This is a genomic window from Nonomuraea sp. NPDC005650 (assembly GCF_040605375.1).
Lineage (GTDB): Bacteria > Actinomycetota > Actinomycetes > Streptosporangiales > Streptosporangiaceae > Nonomuraea.
Map to the genome: position 1 here is coordinate 1 of NZ_JBEXCR010000100.1, position 15,791 is coordinate 15,791.

General features: G+C 68.5%; 17 protein-coding genes and 1 pseudogene. 9 read left to right on the top strand and 9 right to left on the bottom strand.

Annotation, left to right across the window (positions count from 1 at the left end):
* Positions 1-300: 300 nt before the first annotated feature.
* The gene (locus ABZS69_RS66160; RefSeq protein WP_355395190.1) at positions 301-1,665 is read right to left on the bottom strand and encodes a carotenoid oxygenase family protein; all 1,365 of its coding nucleotides are present in this window, start codon (positions 1,663-1,665) and stop codon (positions 301-303) included.
* Between the two features lie 207 nt (positions 1,666-1,872).
* Between ABZS69_RS66160 and ABZS69_RS66165 the strand changes: the two genes are divergently transcribed.
* From ABZS69_RS66165 to ABZS69_RS66180, 4 genes and pseudogenes are all read left to right on the top strand, one after another.
* On the top strand, positions 1,873-2,832 hold the full coding sequence (locus tag ABZS69_RS66165) for a GntR family transcriptional regulator (RefSeq protein WP_355395193.1): 960 nt from the start codon (positions 1,873-1,875) through the stop codon (positions 2,830-2,832).
* 160 nt (positions 2,833-2,992) lie between these two features.
* Positions 2,993-3,334: pseudogene (locus ABZS69_RS66170) on the top strand (SRPBCC domain-containing protein); the annotation flags it as partial.
* 77 nt (positions 3,335-3,411) lie between these two features.
* On the top strand, positions 3,412-3,774 hold the full coding sequence (locus ABZS69_RS66175) for a metalloregulator ArsR/SmtB family transcription factor (RefSeq protein ID WP_355395196.1): 363 nt from the start codon (positions 3,412-3,414) through the stop codon (positions 3,772-3,774).
* Entirely contained in the window at positions 3,767-4,156 is a 390-nt protein-coding gene (locus ABZS69_RS66180; RefSeq protein ID WP_355395199.1) for a VOC family protein, read from the top strand. The genes ABZS69_RS66175 and ABZS69_RS66180 overlap by 8 nt, the downstream gene beginning before the upstream one ends.
* 220 nt (positions 4,157-4,376) lie before the next feature.
* Here ABZS69_RS66180 and ABZS69_RS66185 read toward each other — a convergent pair whose 3' ends face one another.
* A complete protein-coding gene (locus ABZS69_RS66185; RefSeq protein WP_355395201.1) occupies positions 4,377-4,505 on the bottom strand; it encodes a hypothetical protein in 129 nt (42 codons plus the stop codon).
* Positions 4,506-4,570: 65 nt separating this feature from the next.
* Between ABZS69_RS66185 and ABZS69_RS66190 the strand changes: the two genes are divergently transcribed.
* Both ABZS69_RS66190 and ABZS69_RS66195 read left to right on the top strand, forming a co-directional pair.
* Positions 4,571-4,837: a hypothetical protein gene (locus ABZS69_RS66190; protein ID WP_355395204.1), complete on the top strand. Its 267-nt coding sequence runs from the start codon at positions 4,571-4,573 to the stop codon at positions 4,835-4,837.
* Positions 4,821-5,075 (top strand): integrase core domain-containing protein, encoded by a 255-nt coding sequence (locus ABZS69_RS66195; RefSeq protein WP_355395207.1) that lies wholly within the window; start codon positions 4,821-4,823, stop codon positions 5,073-5,075. Before ABZS69_RS66190 ends, ABZS69_RS66195 begins: the two co-directional genes overlap by 17 nt.
* A 24-nt stretch (positions 5,076-5,099) precedes the next feature.
* On the opposite strand, the gene ABZS69_RS66200 is transcribed toward ABZS69_RS66195, so the two are convergent.
* Both ABZS69_RS66200 and ABZS69_RS66205 read right to left on the bottom strand, forming a co-directional pair.
* The gene (locus tag ABZS69_RS66200; protein WP_355395210.1) at positions 5,100-5,612 is read right to left on the bottom strand and encodes an NUDIX domain-containing protein; all 513 of its coding nucleotides are present in this window, start codon (positions 5,610-5,612) and stop codon (positions 5,100-5,102) included.
* A gap of 534 nt (positions 5,613-6,146) precedes the next feature.
* Entirely contained in the window at positions 6,147-6,734 is a 588-nt protein-coding gene (locus tag ABZS69_RS66205) for a TetR/AcrR family transcriptional regulator (RefSeq protein WP_355395213.1), read from the bottom strand.
* Positions 6,735-6,911: 177 nt separating this feature from the next.
* Between ABZS69_RS66205 and pdhA the strand changes: the two genes are divergently transcribed.
* Genes pdhA through ABZS69_RS66220 form a run of 3 tightly spaced genes read left to right on the top strand, consistent with a single transcriptional unit; the run spans position 6,912 to position 10,355 of the window.
* Positions 6,912-8,039, top strand: coding sequence for a pyruvate dehydrogenase (acetyl-transferring) E1 component subunit alpha (gene pdhA / locus ABZS69_RS66210; protein WP_355395216.1), 1,128 nt, complete (start codon positions 6,912-6,914; stop codon positions 8,037-8,039).
* Positions 8,040-8,042: 3 nt separating this feature from the next.
* Positions 8,043-9,038, top strand: a complete 996-nt coding sequence (locus ABZS69_RS66215) for an alpha-ketoacid dehydrogenase subunit beta (protein WP_355395219.1) — start codon at positions 8,043-8,045, stop codon at positions 9,036-9,038.
* A gap of 12 nt (positions 9,039-9,050) precedes the next feature.
* On the top strand, positions 9,051-10,355 hold the full coding sequence (locus ABZS69_RS66220) for a dihydrolipoamide acetyltransferase family protein (RefSeq protein ID WP_355395222.1): 1,305 nt from the start codon (positions 9,051-9,053) through the stop codon (positions 10,353-10,355).
* A 113-nt stretch (positions 10,356-10,468) separates the two neighbouring features.
* Here the strand turns inward: ABZS69_RS66220 and ABZS69_RS66225 are convergent, their stop codons facing one another.
* The 5 genes from ABZS69_RS66225 to ABZS69_RS66245 form a co-directional block, all read right to left on the bottom strand.
* Entirely contained in the window at positions 10,469-11,566 is a 1,098-nt protein-coding gene (locus ABZS69_RS66225; protein ID WP_355395225.1) for an MFS transporter, read from the bottom strand.
* 135 nt (positions 11,567-11,701) lie between these two features.
* Positions 11,702-13,537: a caspase family protein gene (locus ABZS69_RS66230; RefSeq protein WP_355395227.1), complete on the bottom strand. Its 1,836-nt coding sequence runs from the start codon at positions 13,535-13,537 to the stop codon at positions 11,702-11,704.
* A 3-nt stretch (positions 13,538-13,540) separates the two neighbouring features.
* Entirely contained in the window at positions 13,541-13,945 is a 405-nt protein-coding gene (locus ABZS69_RS66235) for a hypothetical protein (RefSeq protein WP_355395230.1), read from the bottom strand.
* A gap of 77 nt (positions 13,946-14,022) precedes the next feature.
* Entirely contained in the window at positions 14,023-15,084 is a 1,062-nt protein-coding gene (locus tag ABZS69_RS66240) for a LacI family DNA-binding transcriptional regulator (protein ID WP_355395232.1), read from the bottom strand.
* A 43-nt stretch (positions 15,085-15,127) separates the two neighbouring features.
* On the bottom strand, positions 15,128-15,791 hold a 664-nt coding region (locus tag ABZS69_RS66245), incomplete at its 5' end, for a hypothetical protein (protein ID WP_355395235.1).

The window sequence follows — 15,791 nt, forward strand, 5'->3', positions numbered from 1 at the left end:
GCTCCCACTCGGCGTTCGTTAAGTCACCACGTCCCATGCACTTATCGTGACAACATCACCACGATCAGTCGGCAGATCTAAGAAACAGCTCTTAGGTGCCCGGCCGAACCCCGGAACACTTCGTCGGCCGTGAGCGGCCGGTGGCCCGTGACCGGCGCAGCACCTCGCCCGCCTCCTCCACCTCGTGCCGCTCGGCGGCGGGCGGCCCACGACGCTCCTCCGCGGGCGGACTTGGGCTTGCCGTTATGGTTCGTGTGCTCCAGCTCAGCGTGAGCTCGCCGAGGCGTTCGTTGCTCGGCTTCAGGCGTCGGGGATCCAGTTTCCGTGGAAGCCCAGCGGGACGCGCACGGGCAGGTGGATGCGGGCCACGGGCGGTCCCGTGAAGTCCTGAGCCGAAAGGATCACCAGGTCGGAGGCGCCCCGCTCGGGATCGGCGAGGTAGGCCATCAGGTAGCCGTCGTCCTCCTCGCCGCCGGACGGGTTGGCGACGAACGCCGCTTCCCCGACGGCGGCGTCGCGTGCGAAACCGTGCACCTCCGTCGTGCCACGCCGCAGGTCGTGCTTGACGAGTGCGTTGGTGAACGCCTCGTCGGGGTGCGGGCCGTCGGGTGTGAACGGCACGCCGTACATCGGACTCACCGCGGAGTAGCCGTAGCGGTGCGGGCGCGAGGCGAACGCGTCGTTCACGCGGGGGAAGTCCTGAGCCCGGTCGTCGATGCGGCGCTGGTCCACCCTGCCGCTCGCCGGATCGATGGTCCAGCGGTCGAGCGTGGGCGAGATCGCGCCCGGATCGGCGACGTCGACCGGCCCTTCGGACCTGATCAGGTCGACCGTGATCGTGGAGCCGTCGTCGTAGGCGTTGAGTATGTGGCTGACATAGAAGGACTCGACCGGCAGCCAGCGGATGTCACCGCCCGTCCTGGGCAGCACGCCGACGCGCGCCTGGTGCCCGGGATCCCATCTGAACAGCATCGCTGTCATGCTGAACGTCAGCGGGATGTCGAACACGATGACGTAGTTCTCCGACAGCGCGAAGTCGTGCAGGAATGGGGTCTCACCGGACAGCGGGATGTCCGTCACACGGGTGACCGTGCCGGCGGGGTCGGTGACGATGTACTGCGCGAACGGCCGTCCGATCGCATAGGCCAGGGAGTGCAGGTCGCCGGTGCGCGGGTCCACCTTGGAGTGCGCGTTGGCGCTGGAGCCCTCGGGTGTGGCGGCCATCGGGCACGCTCCGATCGTGTCCAGCTCGTAGCCGAGCTCGTGAGGGAGCCCGCCGGCCTCGACGAGGGCGAGCGTGCGGCCGGCGTGGCCGATCACGTGGACGTTCGGGGACGGAGGCAGGAACGCGGGCGGCTCCTCCCCGCGCTGCAGCCTGTCCAGGGCGTCGGCGACCTCTGTCGAGCGGACCCAGCGGTTGCGGTACCACTCGGCGCGGCCGTCCCGGATGCGGACGCCGTGCACCATGCCGGCGCCGAAGGCGTAGAAGTGGGTGGCGGGATCTTCCACGCCCAGCGGGTTGGGCCCCATCCGGAGGTAGCGGCCCTCCAGGTCTGCGGGCAGGCGGCCGGTCACGGGCAGGTCGTAGACGGTGACCTCCTCCTTGACAGGGGCGAAGTGGCCTTCGAAGTAGCGGTTGCGCCGGTCTTCGGCGGCGTTCTGCATGATTCTTTCCTCCTGCTGGTACGGCGTACGACCGGAACGGTACCCTGCGTATAGGTGGTGATCAGCGGTTGAGTGGGCGGCAATCGATCCTGTACTAGGACACGATTTGTCACTCTCACCGCCTCCACCAGGCAGGTGACGGCGGGGGATGGCCGTACCTTCTGTACTAGGACAGCAGCCGCTTCCGGCGTGAGGAGACGATCGATCATGGACCGGCCCGGCGCTGCGCCGCCGTACCTGCGGATCGTCAGTGAGATCAAGCGGCGCATCGAGGCCGGCGAGCTGCGTGCCGGCGACCGCGTTCCCTCCACCAGACAGGTCGCCGAGCAGTGGGGGGTGGCCCCCGCGACCGCCGCCAAGGCGCTGAACACGCTGCGGCAGGAGGGAGTGGTGGTGGCCATTTCCCGCGTCGGCACCGTCGTGGCGGAGCCCGCGCCCGGCTCGTTCCCGCCCCCTCGCGTGCCGAGCGCCCCGCAACGGAAGGAAAGGCGACAGCCCGCCGCCGCGACCGTCCACGACGGCAAGCGGGAGCGGATGGTCCGTACGGCGATCGCCATCGCGGACGCCCAGGGGTTCGACGCGGTGTCCATCCGCAGCGTCGCGACCGCGCTCGGCATCCCCACCATGTCGCTGTACGGGCACGTGCGCGGCAAGGAGGAGCTGGCCGCGCTCATGGCCGACACCGCGTTCGGCGAGCTGGAGCTTCCGGCGACGCCCCCGGCGGGCTGGCGGGCGCGGCTGGAACTCGCGGCCCGCCTGCAGTGGCGACTCTACCTGCGGCATCCCTGGCTGCCCCGGCTCGTCTCGCTCACCCACCCGCAGCCCATGCCCAACATGCTCAGATACGGGGACTGGGGGATGGGCGTCGTGCGTGAGCTGGGGATCGAGCCGGATGCCGGCAGGCTCGTGTGGTGGGCGGTGTCCAACTACGTCCGGGGGACGGCCACGAACCTGGAACCGCAGGCCGAATCGGAGCGGCATACGGGCCTGTCCACCGGGGAGTGGTATTCGGCCCACCTGCCGAGGTTCCGTGCCGGCCTGCCCTCCGGCGCCCTCCCCGCGCACGTGGCGCCCGCGACCTTCGACCTGACCGGGTTCTTCGAGAGCGGCCTGCAGCTCCTGCTGGACGGGGTCGCCGTGCTGATCGGCCGACAGCGCCTGTCGTAGGAATGCGCTTCGCGCGGCCCCCAAACGCTCCGCGCATCTCGGCGTCGAGCACAGCCTCGGCGTTGAACTGCCCCTCGGGACGGAGGCGGCTTGCGGGCAACGATCGCAATCTGCAGGTTGCCATTAAATAGCAACCTGCAGGTTGCGAAGGAGGGTGGGTATGGTTTCGGACGCGATCGAACGTGTGGTGGTACTGCGACACCCCATCGAGCGGGTGTGGGCCGCGCTGACCACCGCGGAAGGGCTCTCACGGTGGTTCGGCTCGGCAGCGGAGATAGATCTGCGGCCCGGCGGGCGGGCGTTCTTCCGCTGGGACGACCTCGACCAGGAATCCGTCGCCACGATCGTCGTAGTCGACCGACCACACCGTTTCGCCTTCAGGTGGGATATCGAGGGCCCGCCGGGGCACGGCACACCCCAGACGCTCGTGGACTTCACCCTGGAGCCGGTACCGGACGGCACTCGGCTACGCCTTGTGGAGAGCGGCTTCGCCCAGGCCGCCGACGATGCGGCCCGATCCGCTCGCAAGGCACAGCCAGGGATGGGACACGGAGCTCGTCGACCTGGAGACCTACCTCGATGCGGCCGCCTGATGCAGAACGGCAGGCCGTCGCGGTGTTCGCGGCACTCACCGATCCGACGCGGCGGGCGCTGCTGGAGGAGCTCGCCCGGGCGGGTCCCGCAACCGTCACCGATCTGGCGCGGCGCTTGCCGGTCAGCCGCCAGGCGATCGCCAAGCACCTCGGCCAGCTCGCCGAAGCGGGCCTGATCAGCTCCGGCGAACCGGCCGGCCGCCGCCACCCCTACCGGCTGGAACCAGCCGCCATTCACACAGCCCAGGTGTGGCTGGCCAGGCTCGCCAACAGGTGGGATGACCGGCTGGCCGCGCTGGAACGCGCACTGGACGCCACCGACACGAAGGAGTCACGCAACAATGAATAAGCCTGAATTCACCGCCGGCCTGAACATCGCCATGAAGATCCCCAAGGCGCAGTACGAGGCCACCGTGGCCTTCTACCGCGACACCCTGGGCTTCGACGTCAAAGGGGACGACGTCTCCTACGCTCCGACCGTCTCAAGAACTCATTCGGTGCGGTTCGGCCCCAATACGCTGTGGCTCGACTGCGTCGACAACTACAGCCAGCCCGACCTGTGGCTGCAACTCCACACCGACGACCTGGACGCAGCGACGAGGGAACTGGCCGACATCGGCATCCACCCGTGTGACGAGGTGGAGCCCCTGGAGAACCTCGATTCCAGAACCCACTGGATCAAGAACCCGGCCGGTGTCGTACATCTGCTCGCGGAGTCCGGCCGATCCTGATGTCCTGGTGAGGTCGGCACGCCCCGATAGGCGAAGCCCAACTCCCGGCCTCCCGAGTCACTCAAGCTTCAATACTTTGACCACGTCCGCCTCTTCCCCAACCTGACCGAACCAGATAGGACGGCAAGCGCCCTAAGGTCCCTCGCGCCCCGCGTCATCACGCCCTATGTCATCGTGCCTGGGTCACCGCCCTCAGCGGCGGCCCCCGCGGCACCGTCCGTCAGAGCTTGGTGGGCAACCCGAACGCCTCGAACAGGTCGGGCACGAAACCGGTCAGGTCTGCGATCATGCCGTCTCGGAACGTCAACCCGTCCAGGCCGCTCGCCTCCTGGGCACGGCACCCGGGCACGGGAATCCTCCGGCGCCCCGCTCCCGGAGGCTGAGCGCGGCGATGTCGAGCGCATCACCGCCAAGGTGCTCGGCATCACCGCGAACCCCGCTGGCCCGTGGAGCGCCCAGGCCGCTCGTAACTTCTTGATGAACACCGACACGACGAGGCTGAAGTTCCTGATCCGCGACCGCGGCGGCCAGTCCACCGATGCCTTCGACGTGGTCTTCGCCGACGCCGGCCCGCGAGTCATGGAGAGTCCAGCGCAGGCCCCGAAGATGAACGCGCGCTGCGAACGGATCATCGGCACCCTGCGCCGCGAACTCCTGGAAGAGCATGCTCATCCTGAATGAGGACCATCTACGCCGAACGCTCATCCGCTACCTGGAGCACTACAACACAGCCCGGCCGCACCGCAGTATCGGGCAGTTATCCCCGTCGCAAGCCGAAACTGGACCGCCAACCTCTATCGACCTGGCCGATCAACGAGTCCATCGCAGAGCCATCCCCGGCGGCCTCAACCAGCGCGACCGCGACACCCGAGTACGTCGGCTGCCAGCCCAGACTACGGGAATCGGGCCATGCAGCTGAGCCACCCACTCATGATGCCGCCGATCAGCCAGCCGAGGGCCGGCCCTCGTTCCCGGATACCAAATATCGGCGCAACGCCTCGCGCCCACCGGGAACGAAAGGCCATCGATCAACGACCTCCCGCAGTTCGAGCTCTGAGAGCCAGGCATGCCAAGCGATCTCGGACGGATCTGGAACCAGTGGCTCGGTGATCACGGCCTCATGCACCCCGAACCAGACAGGGCTGACCCCATCCCGGCACAGAAACTTGAACATGAAACGCACCGGGACGCCGGCACCCAGCTCCTCGGACAGCTCGCGGGCCGCCGCGTCCTCATACGACTCGCCCACGTCCACGGCACCGCCGACCATCACGTCATAGTGGCCGGGAAAGCGAGTGTGCTGCTCCGCTCGGCGCAGCACGAGGATCCGCCGCATCGGATCGCGACAGATCGTCGTCGCGATCCGATGCATCCATCGCCGGCGCTCCGCCTCTGCCCGGTCCACGACCCCCAGCACGCGGTCCCGTTCATCCACCCGCTCGACCAGCTCGCCCACGCAGGACACGATCGCAGACGCCACCGACAATCTGCTCTACGAGCACCCCAAGCCAGTGATCTGCGTCACATGACCTACTTGGGAACGCAACACGAGCGACGACCTCCAGCGCGAACCCCCGCCGGAAAGCCGCCTGCTCGAACGCCACACGAACACAACCGCACAGGATCTTCGCCACCGAGCTCGTCAACAGCGGCCTGCCCATCCATATCGGCGCCGCCCTGCTGGGACGTCGCCATCTTCGACGAGGACGTCGTCCGCCACCACGCCGGGTTCCTGGCCGACCGCCGTACCTTGCGCCCTGGGGACGAATACCGCTGAGGGATGGCAGGAGTTCGAAGAACACTTCGCATGTCATCGGGGGTCGGCGGCGCCACCCGCACTCGCTGGGTCGGCTTCCCACGTCAACGCGGATCTTCGTGTGCAACGCCCGGGAGAAGGAACTCGTCGACGCCGGTCTGGTCACCCGCTTCAGCTGGCCCGAGGCCTGAACTCACGCGGTTGTGTCACGTCTGAACGTCAGTGGGCCGCTACTCAACTCGATGCCACGCCGCCATCGAGCCCCAGTTGGCGCAACGCTTCGAGCGCGTGGGCCCGTGCCCCCGCCGGTGAGGGGGGTGGCCGCAACGCGAGCAGCCGCTGACGGTGCGGTTCCCCGAGCAGCAGGGTGAACAACGCACGCGCACGGTCGAGATCTGGTTGCGGAAGGCGCTCGTTGAGTGCCTGGATGTAGGACTCGGGGCCGTCCTGGTAGAAGCGTTGGGCCAGGTCGGTAAACGTGTAAGCCTCGATGATCATCAGCCGGTGCAACCCGATGGCCTCATCGGAATGCAGCGCGAGAACGATCCTGGCCGCAAGGTCGGCCAAAGCGTCTTCTTCGCTTCCGGCCAGGCCGAGCGTGCGTTGGCGAAGGCGTTCGACCGCGGCCAGGAAGATCTCGGTCTTGCTGCCGAAGTAGGCGTAGATCGTGCGCTTGGTCACGCGGGCCCTGGCCGCCACATCGTCCAGGGATACCGAGTGGAAGCCCTCGGAGACGAACAGCCGCACGGCGGCATCGAGGATCTCGTCACGCCGCTGGGCACGCTCCTGCGCGGTCGGTCGACCGCGCTTTCGCTGCGGCACCTCCGGCTGACTGCTCCTCACCAACGTCCCCCTGACTGACGGTGTACCGATACGGCTATCCTATAATGAAACGGATTACGTTTCATTAAGCGGCTCGATACGTCGAGGTCCAAGTGTCGGCCGAGCAGGGGTGCACCACAGCCGGTCGGCGGTGTGCCCGGTGAGAGGAGACTCCAGATGCCCCCAACCGCCGAATCGGCGACACGGACGAGCAGGTCCGCGGCGATGCCCAGGCGCAAGGTCTCGGCCGACCCGGCGCAACCGGTGGTCGGCGACGAGCAGCTGCTGGCGTTCTACCGGCAGATGGTGCTGATCCGCCGGTTCGAGGAGCGGGCCGCCCGCGCGTACACCGAGGCCAAGGTCGGCGGCTACTGTCACCTCAATCTCGGCGAGGAAGCCACCGTCGCGGGGCTGATGGCCGCGCTGGACGACCAGGACTACGTGTTCACGAACTACCGCGAGCACGGGTACGCGATAGCGCGCGGCGTCGGCCCCGAGCGGGTGATGGCCGAGCTGTACGGCCGCGCTGACGGGGTATCGCGGGGCTGGGGCGGGTCGATGCACATGTTCGACATCTCATCCCGGTTCATGGGCGGGTACGGCATCGTCGGCGGCCAGATACCGCTCGCCACCGGCGCCGCGCTGGCGATCGACTACCGTGGCGGATCCGAGGTGGTGGTGTGCCTGATGGGCGATGGCGCCACGAACATCGGCGCCTTCCACGAGTCGCTCAACATCGCCGCCCTGTGGAATCTGCCGATCCTGTACGTGGTGATCAACAATGGTCTCGGTATGGGCACCAGCGTCGAGCAGTCCTCGGCCGAACCCGAACTGCACCTGCGTGCCTCCTCCTACCGGATGCCCTCCGCCCGGGTGGACGGCAACGACCCCACTGCCGTGTACACCGCGGCCCAGACCGGGCTGGCCAGCGCGAGAGCAGGCAGGCCGTACCTGCTGGAGACCATTTCCGGGCGGCTCAAAGGACACTCGGTGGTCGACCCGGCGAAATACCGCAGCAAGGAGGAGGCCGAGGCGTTGCAGGCGGCCGACCCCATCGCGGCCTACGCCGTACGGCTCCTTGACCGAGGACTCCTGACGGATGAGCTGATCGACCGGATCGACGCCGAAGCCAACGCTGCCGTGACGGCCGCGGCAGCGTTCGCCGACGCCAGCCCGCACCCGGAGGTCTCGACCCTGTTCGACTACACCTACGCCACCCCTGTGCCGAACGACTCCCGCCGGCTGCCCGGCCATGCCCTCTTCCCCGCCGCCCCGCGCCCGGCCGGCCGGCAGATCGGAGCCTGACCCGTGAGCGTGATCACCTACCGGCAGGCGCTCCACGACGCTCTGCGTTCGGAGATGCTCCGGGACGAGAACGTGTTCTTGATCGGCGAGGAGATCGGCCTGTTCGAAGGCTCGTACAAGATCACCGCTGGGATGCTCGCCGAATTCGGACCCAAGCGGGTACGAGACACGCCGATCGCCGAGGAAGGCTTCACCGGCGCCGCGATCGGTGCCGCGATGCTGGGCCTGCGGCCGGTAGTGGAGATCATGACGATCAACTTCTCACTCCTGGCCCTGGACCAGATCGTCAATCACGCGGCCAAGATCTACGGCATGTTCGGCGGTCAGTCCCGGGTTCCCATGGTCATCCGCACTCCCGGTGGCGGCGGGCAGCAGCTCGGCGCCACCCATTCACAGAACATCGAGCTCTACTACGCCTTCGTCCCCGGCATGAAGGTCGTGGCCCCTTCCAGTCCCGCCGACGCCAAAGCACTCATGATCGCCGCGATCCGTGACGACGACCCCGTCCTCGTCCTCGAGAACCTCGCCCTTTACAACACCAAGGGCGAGGTCCCCGACGCGGACGATCCCGCGGAGATCGGCAGGGCGGCGATCACCCGGCAGGGCGCCGACATCACCGTCGTCGCGTACTCCCGGATGGCCGCGGTCGCGCTCCAGGTCGCCGCGCAGCTCGCCGAATCCGATGGGATCGATGTCGAGGTCGTCGACCTGCGCAGCCTGCGTCCGCTGGACCGGGAGACGATCGTCTCCTCGGTACGGAAGACGAACTGCGCCGTCGTGCTCGAAGACGACTGGCTCACCTACGGCATCGGCGCCGAGATCGCCGCCACGATCTCTGACGGCGCCTTCGACTGGCTCGACGCCCCCGTCCGCCGTGTCGCGATGGCCGAAGTGCCGCTCCCGTACGCCAAGCCGCTGGAGACCGCGGCACTGCCATCCGCGGACGATGTGATCAGCGCAATCCGCCAGACCCTCGATGCCGTCGCCCGGCGCCGCTGACAAGGACCTTTCATGATCGACATCCTGATGCCGCGCCTTTCCGACACCATGGACGAAGGCGCCATCTCCACCTGGCACAAGCAGCCCGGCGATCCGGTCACCGTCGGCGACGTCCTTGTCGACATCGAAACCGACAAGGCCGTCATGGAATACGAGGCGTACGAAGCCGGCACCCTGGCCGAGATCCTCGTTCACGAAGGCGAGAGCGCCACCATCGGCACGGCTATCGCCCGCCTCGACAACGGGACCGGCGAAGAGACGATGACGCTCACCCATGCGCAGGCCCATCCCTTCGGCGAGGCAGCACAAGCGGCCGGCGAACGCTCGCCGGCAGGTACGCCAGGCGATCGGCCATCGCAGTCGGCGTCCACGCCCACCGGCGCACCATCTGCGGCGACAGCACGCCTGCGGGCCACCCCGCTCGTACGCAAGGTCGCCCGCGAGCGGGGCATCGACCTCACGACGATCACAGGAACGGGGCCTGGAGGAAGAATCATCCGGGCCGACCTGTACGCGGCCGAGGGTGAACCCGCGCCCGAAGATCTCGCTCCCGAATCCCGGACGTCCCTCGCACCGGCCGCTTCGACGCAGGCGAGGGAAACGGCAGGTCACGACGGCCGAGGATCGACCGCGACGCCCTTCGACCCGATCCGACGGACCATCGCGTCCAGGCTGACCGAGACCGCCACCACCGTTCCGGCCTTCGGCGTCACCTCGTCCGCCGACGTCACGGACCTGCTCGACCTTCGAGTACAACTGAACGACGCACTCGCCGACACCGGCGGCCACGTGACGGTGAACGACCTCCTGGTCCGTGCGGTCGCGCTCGCCTTGCGGAGCACCCCAGGGGTGAACGCCTCCTACTCCCCAGAAGGTCGCGGCCAGACGCTGTTGCATGGGCGGATCAACGTCGGCATCGCCGTCGCCTCCCCGGCGGGGCTCATGGTGCCCGTGATCCGCGACGCCGACCAGGCGTCGGTCACCACCATCGCAGTCCGGAGCCGGGCCCTGGCCGAGAAGGCGATGAACCGCACACTGAGCACTGCCGACATGGCCGACGGGACCTTCACGATCAGCAACCTCGGCATGTACGGAGTCGAGCACTTCACCGCTGTCATCAACGCACCACAAGGGGCGATCCTCGCCGTGGGGGCGGCGACCCCCGAACCCACCGTGGCGGATGCGATGGTGGTGGTGCGTCGCCGCATGCGATACACGATCACCGCCGACCATCGGATCATCGACGGCGCCCTGGCCGCGCAATTCCTCGCCACCCTCACCGGGCTGCTCGAACGTCCCCTACGGATCCTGGCGTGACCCCGATCGTGCGGTCGCCTCAGGAAGACGATGTCGAGATGGTCTCGACGATCACCTGATCATTGCGTCAGCGGGTCTCGGGACAGCGCGATTCGCCGGCCACGAACAACGAACTATCCGGCCTGCGTCGGCGCCCCGGCCCGGCTCGGCTCGTCGAGGCCGCGCCAGGCACGGCTGACGAACGGCGGGAACGAGGCGGCGAAATAGACGGCGGTGAAGGCGAACAGCGTCACCGTCAGTCCTGTCAGCTCGGTGAGGGAGCCTGCCAGCAGGCCGCCGAGCGGCATCGCCGCGTAGGCGGCGGCGGTCATCGTGCCGAGCACCCGGGCACGCAACTGCGTCGGTATGCGCTCGAACTGGAACACGCCGAGCAGCGGGTTGATCGCCCCCGCGGCGAACCCCGACAACACGGTGACACCCAGCGCAACGGGGAAGGGCGCGCCGAGGGCCAGCACCAGGATGCGCGGCACCCCGGCGACCAGGAAGCACAACCCGAACGTCAGCCCCCTGGGCAGCCGCCCGCCCACGGCGCCGTACACGATCGTGCCGATCACGGCGCCCGCCCCGACACCGCCCGCCAGCAGCCCGAACGCGCGGGGGTCGTGGACGACGTCGCGCGCGTACAGGGCGAGCAGCACCTGCGTCACGCCCGTGTCCAGCATGTTGGTGACCACGATCATCGCGGTGCCGGTGAGCTGCACCCGGTCCCGCCAGAGGAACGCCAGACCGTCGCCGAGATCGCGCAGGTAGCCGCCGGACTCGCGGGGCGCGCCCGCGTGCGTGACCCGGGGGACCCCGGTGCGGATGAGGAGCGCCGACAGCAGGAAAGTCGCCCCGTCCACGAACAGCAGCGCGGTCGGGCCCAGCCAGAGGATCAGCACCCCGGCCAGCGGCGCGCCGACCATCCTGGCGCCCCGGTTGACGCCGTCATAGGCGGCGGTCGCCCGCTCGATCTTCACCCGGCCCAGCTCGGCGAGGTCGGGCACCATCGCCTTGCGCGCGGTCTCGCCGGGCGTGGCCGTCAGCCAGCGGACGAAGACCAGCGCCAGCAGCACGGGGAAGGACAGGCCGGTCGTCAGGAACAGGGCCGGGATCGCGATCACGATGAGCCCGCTCGCCACGTCCGACAGGACGCTGGCCCTGCGGAACCCGATCAGGTCCACCAGCGTGCCGCCGAACGCCGCCGCCTGCGGCACGCCCCGCGCACTCACCCCTCACAGTGCCGCACCGCCGCCCGTAAAGTTGCGGACGGTCCTGTCCATGGCTCGGGCTATGAGCTGTCGCCGCCAGCCTGACGAGAGGCAACGTGCGCCGCGTCATCCGGTCTGGCCCGCGTCGACCGGAGGTCAGCCCTTGGGCGTCGGGGTGACCCTGATCAGGCCGACGTAGACGATCAGTTCAGGCAGGCCCAGCAGCGCGAAGTTCCCCCCGATTGACCAGGTCAGCGGCAGGATTGCCACCGACACCACCACCCAGACGGGCCGGACCGAGGCCCGCCAGGCCGCCGCGGCAAGGGCAAGGAGAGGGACGCCGCCCACGAGGGTATGCCAAGTCCACCAAAGATTGCTGCCCGTCGTAAGAAGTCCGATGAGCCCCGCAATGAACAGCCCCGTGATACCGAACAGGAACAGTTCCCGTTGCCCACGCCTGGTGTCCCCCCTACCCGGGGTGAATCTCTCGAAGGTGGCCGCGAGTGCCACCAGCCAGAGGGACCGGCTCACCTTGAGAATCGTGTCGGCCGCGTTGTAGGCGGGGGAGTAGCTTGTGTTCGAAGCGGTTATCAACTCGATCAGCGTGGCCACGCCGAACACCACGTTCAGGCCGAGCGCCGCGCGGCTTATCGTCGTCTTCCCGAATATCGCATGGTCAGCCAGTGGCGGTGGAGGCGCCGGTGAAGCAGCCCGGTTGCGGTCTACCGGTATGCCTGCCGGCTCACGCAGAACGGGGCGTGGCCGGCCCGATGCGACCAGCTTGTCCGGCCGGTCCACGAGACGGCGCCGCCGATCGGGCGACGGCTTTGTTTCCGACACGCTCAGCGAATCCGCCGGTGATGACTTTGAGTGCTCCCGATGCGGCGGCGACTCGGGCGGCCCCACCGGTGGCGTTCCCTGGGGTTTCTTCACCTCTGCCGGATCGGTGAGGTCCTGCGCCGTTGCGGAATTGGTGGATGTCTCTACTTCCACCGGAGCCGCGGCCGAGATCTGGAACTCGGGGTTCGCTTCCGGCTCGGAGGGCTCAAGGCCGATGGCCCGCAACCGGGCGGCTGCGGCTGCGGAAACCATCCGGCTGTCGTCGTCGACCAGCCGTAGGAGTTCCCCGCGCACGCGAGCCCGGACCATCCCGTTGCCGATCCGGTGGAGGTGGTCGAGCGTGTCCATGGCGTTGAGCCGGTCTCTGGCGATCGGGCTGCTCAGGGCATGGTCGATGTGCGGGGGCAGCGACCAGTTGACGTTCCGCGCGATGACGGTGCGGCCTTCGACGTTGTCCTGCCGCTTGGGTCGCTGCTGCGGCATCTCGGCCACGACGCGGTCGTAGACGTAGCCGTACAGTTCGTCGAGGGTGATGTCGCCGTCGCCGTCCATGTCGGCGCGGCCGGTGCGCAGCCCCTCCACCAGGTGGCGCGTGAACACCGATTGCGGTGCGTTCCCGTGCAGCGTGTCGCCCTCGAAGGCGTACTGGGTGGCGTCGGTGGCGGTGAGGACGGTGCGGCCGCGTCCGCGGAAGTGGTCCAGCGCATGGACCTCGCCTCCGGCCTTGGTCAGCCGCCCGGCCGGGTAGGCCCCGCTGTAGCAGCAGTCGAGGATCAGGACCTTCCGCCGTGACGCGCACCTCTCCATCGCATAGTCGATCTGCTCGCCGGAGATCGCGGTGAAGATCAGGCTGTCGCGGCGGGTGTTGCGCATCGCCAGGTGGAGCCGTCCGTCGTCGTCCTTGAGTCCGTGACCGGTGAAGTAGAGCAGGGTCAGGTCGTCGCCTCGCCGATCCCGGTAGAAGTCGCCGATGGCCTCTCCGACCCGGTGGTTCGGCTCGTTGACGAGCGTGGTGACCTCGAAGCCGCAGATCTCCGGGTCGCGGAGCACAGCGGCGAGCGCCTCCGCGTCGTGGGCCGGAGCGATGAGCCGCCGCAGTCCCGGATCGTCATACGCGTAGGTGGCGATCAACAACGCGAACCTGCGACCCATACGCTATCCGCCCGAATGCCGCCGGATGAAGGCGTCGATCAACTCGCGCCGCTCGGCGCCCGTGGCCCGGTCGAGTTCGATGGAGTCGCCGGCGATGGTGACCACGATCCGGTGCCGGGCCGACTGCCGGTTGAGCCAGTCCTGCAGTACTCCGACCAGCGAGGTGAATACCCCGCCTGAGGCGCTGAGGGCCACCAGGAGCGCGCCCACGGTGACCGGGTCCGCGCTCTTCGCCCCCTCTGGTGCCGGGCTGCCGGGAACTGCCTGGATCGACTCGACATCGAGTTCCTTCAGTTCCCCGCGGAGGCCCCGGGCGAGGCGGTCGTGCAGGTCGACGTCCACGTCCACGTCCGGTCGCAGCTCGACACGCACGCTGATCACGCCGGCAGCCTCCGGAATCCTGTTCATCCCGTCCCCTCGCCTGCGCAACCGGGTGGAGCCTTCGCCCGCATCGCCCTGCTTATCGTGGTTCTGCTTAGGTTTCGTTACACCCCGTACGGTGCCGGGGGTTGATCGCCCATGCTCCGCACCGGATGCGGGCCGCAGGAGGCGCGCGGGATGAGGGTCCCGAAGAAGGTCTCGTGCCGGCGCTCGGCACTGTGTTGATCAAGTAGCCGGTCGACGGATGCCTCGGCCATCGCCTCGATGGGCTGTCGTACCGAGCTCAGTGCGGGCCAGGAGTATTCGGTCTCCCATGATCCGTCGAAGGAGACAATGGCGATGTCCTCCGGAACCTGCACCTCCTGCTCGTGCAGAGCCCGGAGGACGCCGAGCGCGATGAGGTCGGAGGAGGCGAAGATCGCGCCGGGCCGGTCGTCGGCAGCGGCGAGTTCGAGGCCGGCCCGGTAGCCGCCTTCGCGGGTGAACGACGCGTACAGGCCTGGCGAGGCGAGCACGCCGTGTGTGGCGCAGGCGTCGCGCCAGCCACGATGCCGCGGCTCCTCGGCTCCGCCTCCGACGAACCCGACGCGCCGGTGCCCGTGAGCGATCAGGTGCTCGGTCGCTTCGAACGCGCCCCGATAGAGGTCGACCCCCACGCTGTCGACCCCGGGCAGCGGACTCGTCGTGTTCAGCCGCACCCACGGCAGGCCGACCAGGTCGAGTCCGGATGCGTCCAGCGAACGCGAACCCGGCACGATGAGCACTCCGTCGACCTGGCGGGCGGCGAGCTCGCGAAACCGCTCAAGCAGCTTGCCCGGCCCGGGAGCGTCGGTCGTCATGTAGAGCGCGTATCCCCGTGCTCGCGCCGCTTTCTCGACGGCGTGGGCGAACTCGGTGAAGAACGGGTTCGTGTAGGCGGGAGCGTCGTCGTCTTCCTGGAAGACCAGGGCGATGGTACGGGCGGAGCCGGACTTGAGGGCGCGCGCGGCGTGGTTGGGCTGGTAGCCGAGCTCGGCTATCGCCTTCATGACGCGTTTGGCGGTCGCCGGCGCCACCGGCGCCTTCCCGTTGAGCGTGTAGCTGACAACGGCGTCGCTCACGCCCGCGCGGCGTGCCACATCCTTGCGCGTGACCTTGCGGCCCGGGACGCCTTCGAGCTCGGCCATGTCTCCCTCCCCGGGCCGCGAGCCGTCAATCCGCCTAGATTATCTACCGCAACGGACTGCCGACGGAGACGGGAGCGTCCCCGAGATCGGGTATCGAGAGACGCTCGCCGCCGCGAAGGGCCGATTCCTGCGCGACCAGGCCGGGCAGCGTGAAACGGGCGGCGGCCCACGCGTTGACCGTCGGCAGGGTGCCGGCCCCGACGGCGCGGACGAAATCGTCGACCAAGAGCTGATGGCTCCCCTCGTGCCCGTTCGGCGCCACCTCGAACTCGGCGGGCAGACGTACGATCTCCTCATCGTGCACCGGAGCGTGCCCCGACGTGAACGCGGCGCGCAGCGACGGTGAGACATCGGCGAGCAGCGGATCGTCGAGGCTCAGGGTCGGCCGGGTCTCGATCAGTTCGGACACGTCTTTCGCCTCGTTCTTGTCCTGCCAGATCGAGGTCGTGGCCAGTTGCTCGAAGCTGCCCTCGGTGCCGAAGAAGCTGAACCGGCTCTCGCGGATCGGTGACGGGTAGCCCACCCGCCGGAACTCGTTGATCCGCATCGAGCCGCCACCGGCGAGTTCGAACAGCGCGGTCATGTTGGAGAAGTCGTTGCCGAACATGCTGACCTCGGTGTCGAAGACGCCGTCGCCTCTTTCGTCGTGAACGCCGATGCAGCTGACGCTCACCGCGTGGCTCGGGATCGCCCCGAGCACTCCGCCG

Coding starts and splice junctions, on each gene's coding strand:
- ABZS69_RS66160 (WP_355395190.1), bottom strand. CDS start 1,665: ATGCAGAACGCCGCCGAAGACCGGCGCAACCGCTACTTCGAAGGCCAC.
- ABZS69_RS66165 (WP_355395193.1), top strand. CDS start 1,873: ATGGACCGGCCCGGCGCTGCGCCGCCGTACCTGCGGATCGTCAGTGAG.
- ABZS69_RS66175 (WP_355395196.1), top strand. CDS start 3,412: ATGCGGCCGCCTGATGCAGAACGGCAGGCCGTCGCGGTGTTCGCGGCA.
- ABZS69_RS66180 (WP_355395199.1), top strand. CDS start 3,767: ATGAATAAGCCTGAATTCACCGCCGGCCTGAACATCGCCATGAAGATC.
- ABZS69_RS66195 (WP_355395207.1), top strand. CDS start 4,821: ATGCTCATCCTGAATGAGGACCATCTACGCCGAACGCTCATCCGCTAC.
- pdhA (WP_355395216.1), top strand. CDS start 6,912: ATGCCCCCAACCGCCGAATCGGCGACACGGACGAGCAGGTCCGCGGCG.
- ABZS69_RS66220 (WP_355395222.1), top strand. CDS start 9,051: ATGATCGACATCCTGATGCCGCGCCTTTCCGACACCATGGACGAAGGC.
- ABZS69_RS66230 (WP_355395227.1), bottom strand. CDS start 13,537: ATGGGTCGCAGGTTCGCGTTGTTGATCGCCACCTACGCGTATGACGAT.
- ABZS69_RS66235 (WP_355395230.1), bottom strand. CDS start 13,945: ATGAACAGGATTCCGGAGGCTGCCGGCGTGATCAGCGTGCGTGTCGAG.
- ABZS69_RS66240 (WP_355395232.1), bottom strand. CDS start 15,084: ATGGCCGAGCTCGAAGGCGTCCCGGGCCGCAAGGTCACGCGCAAGGAT.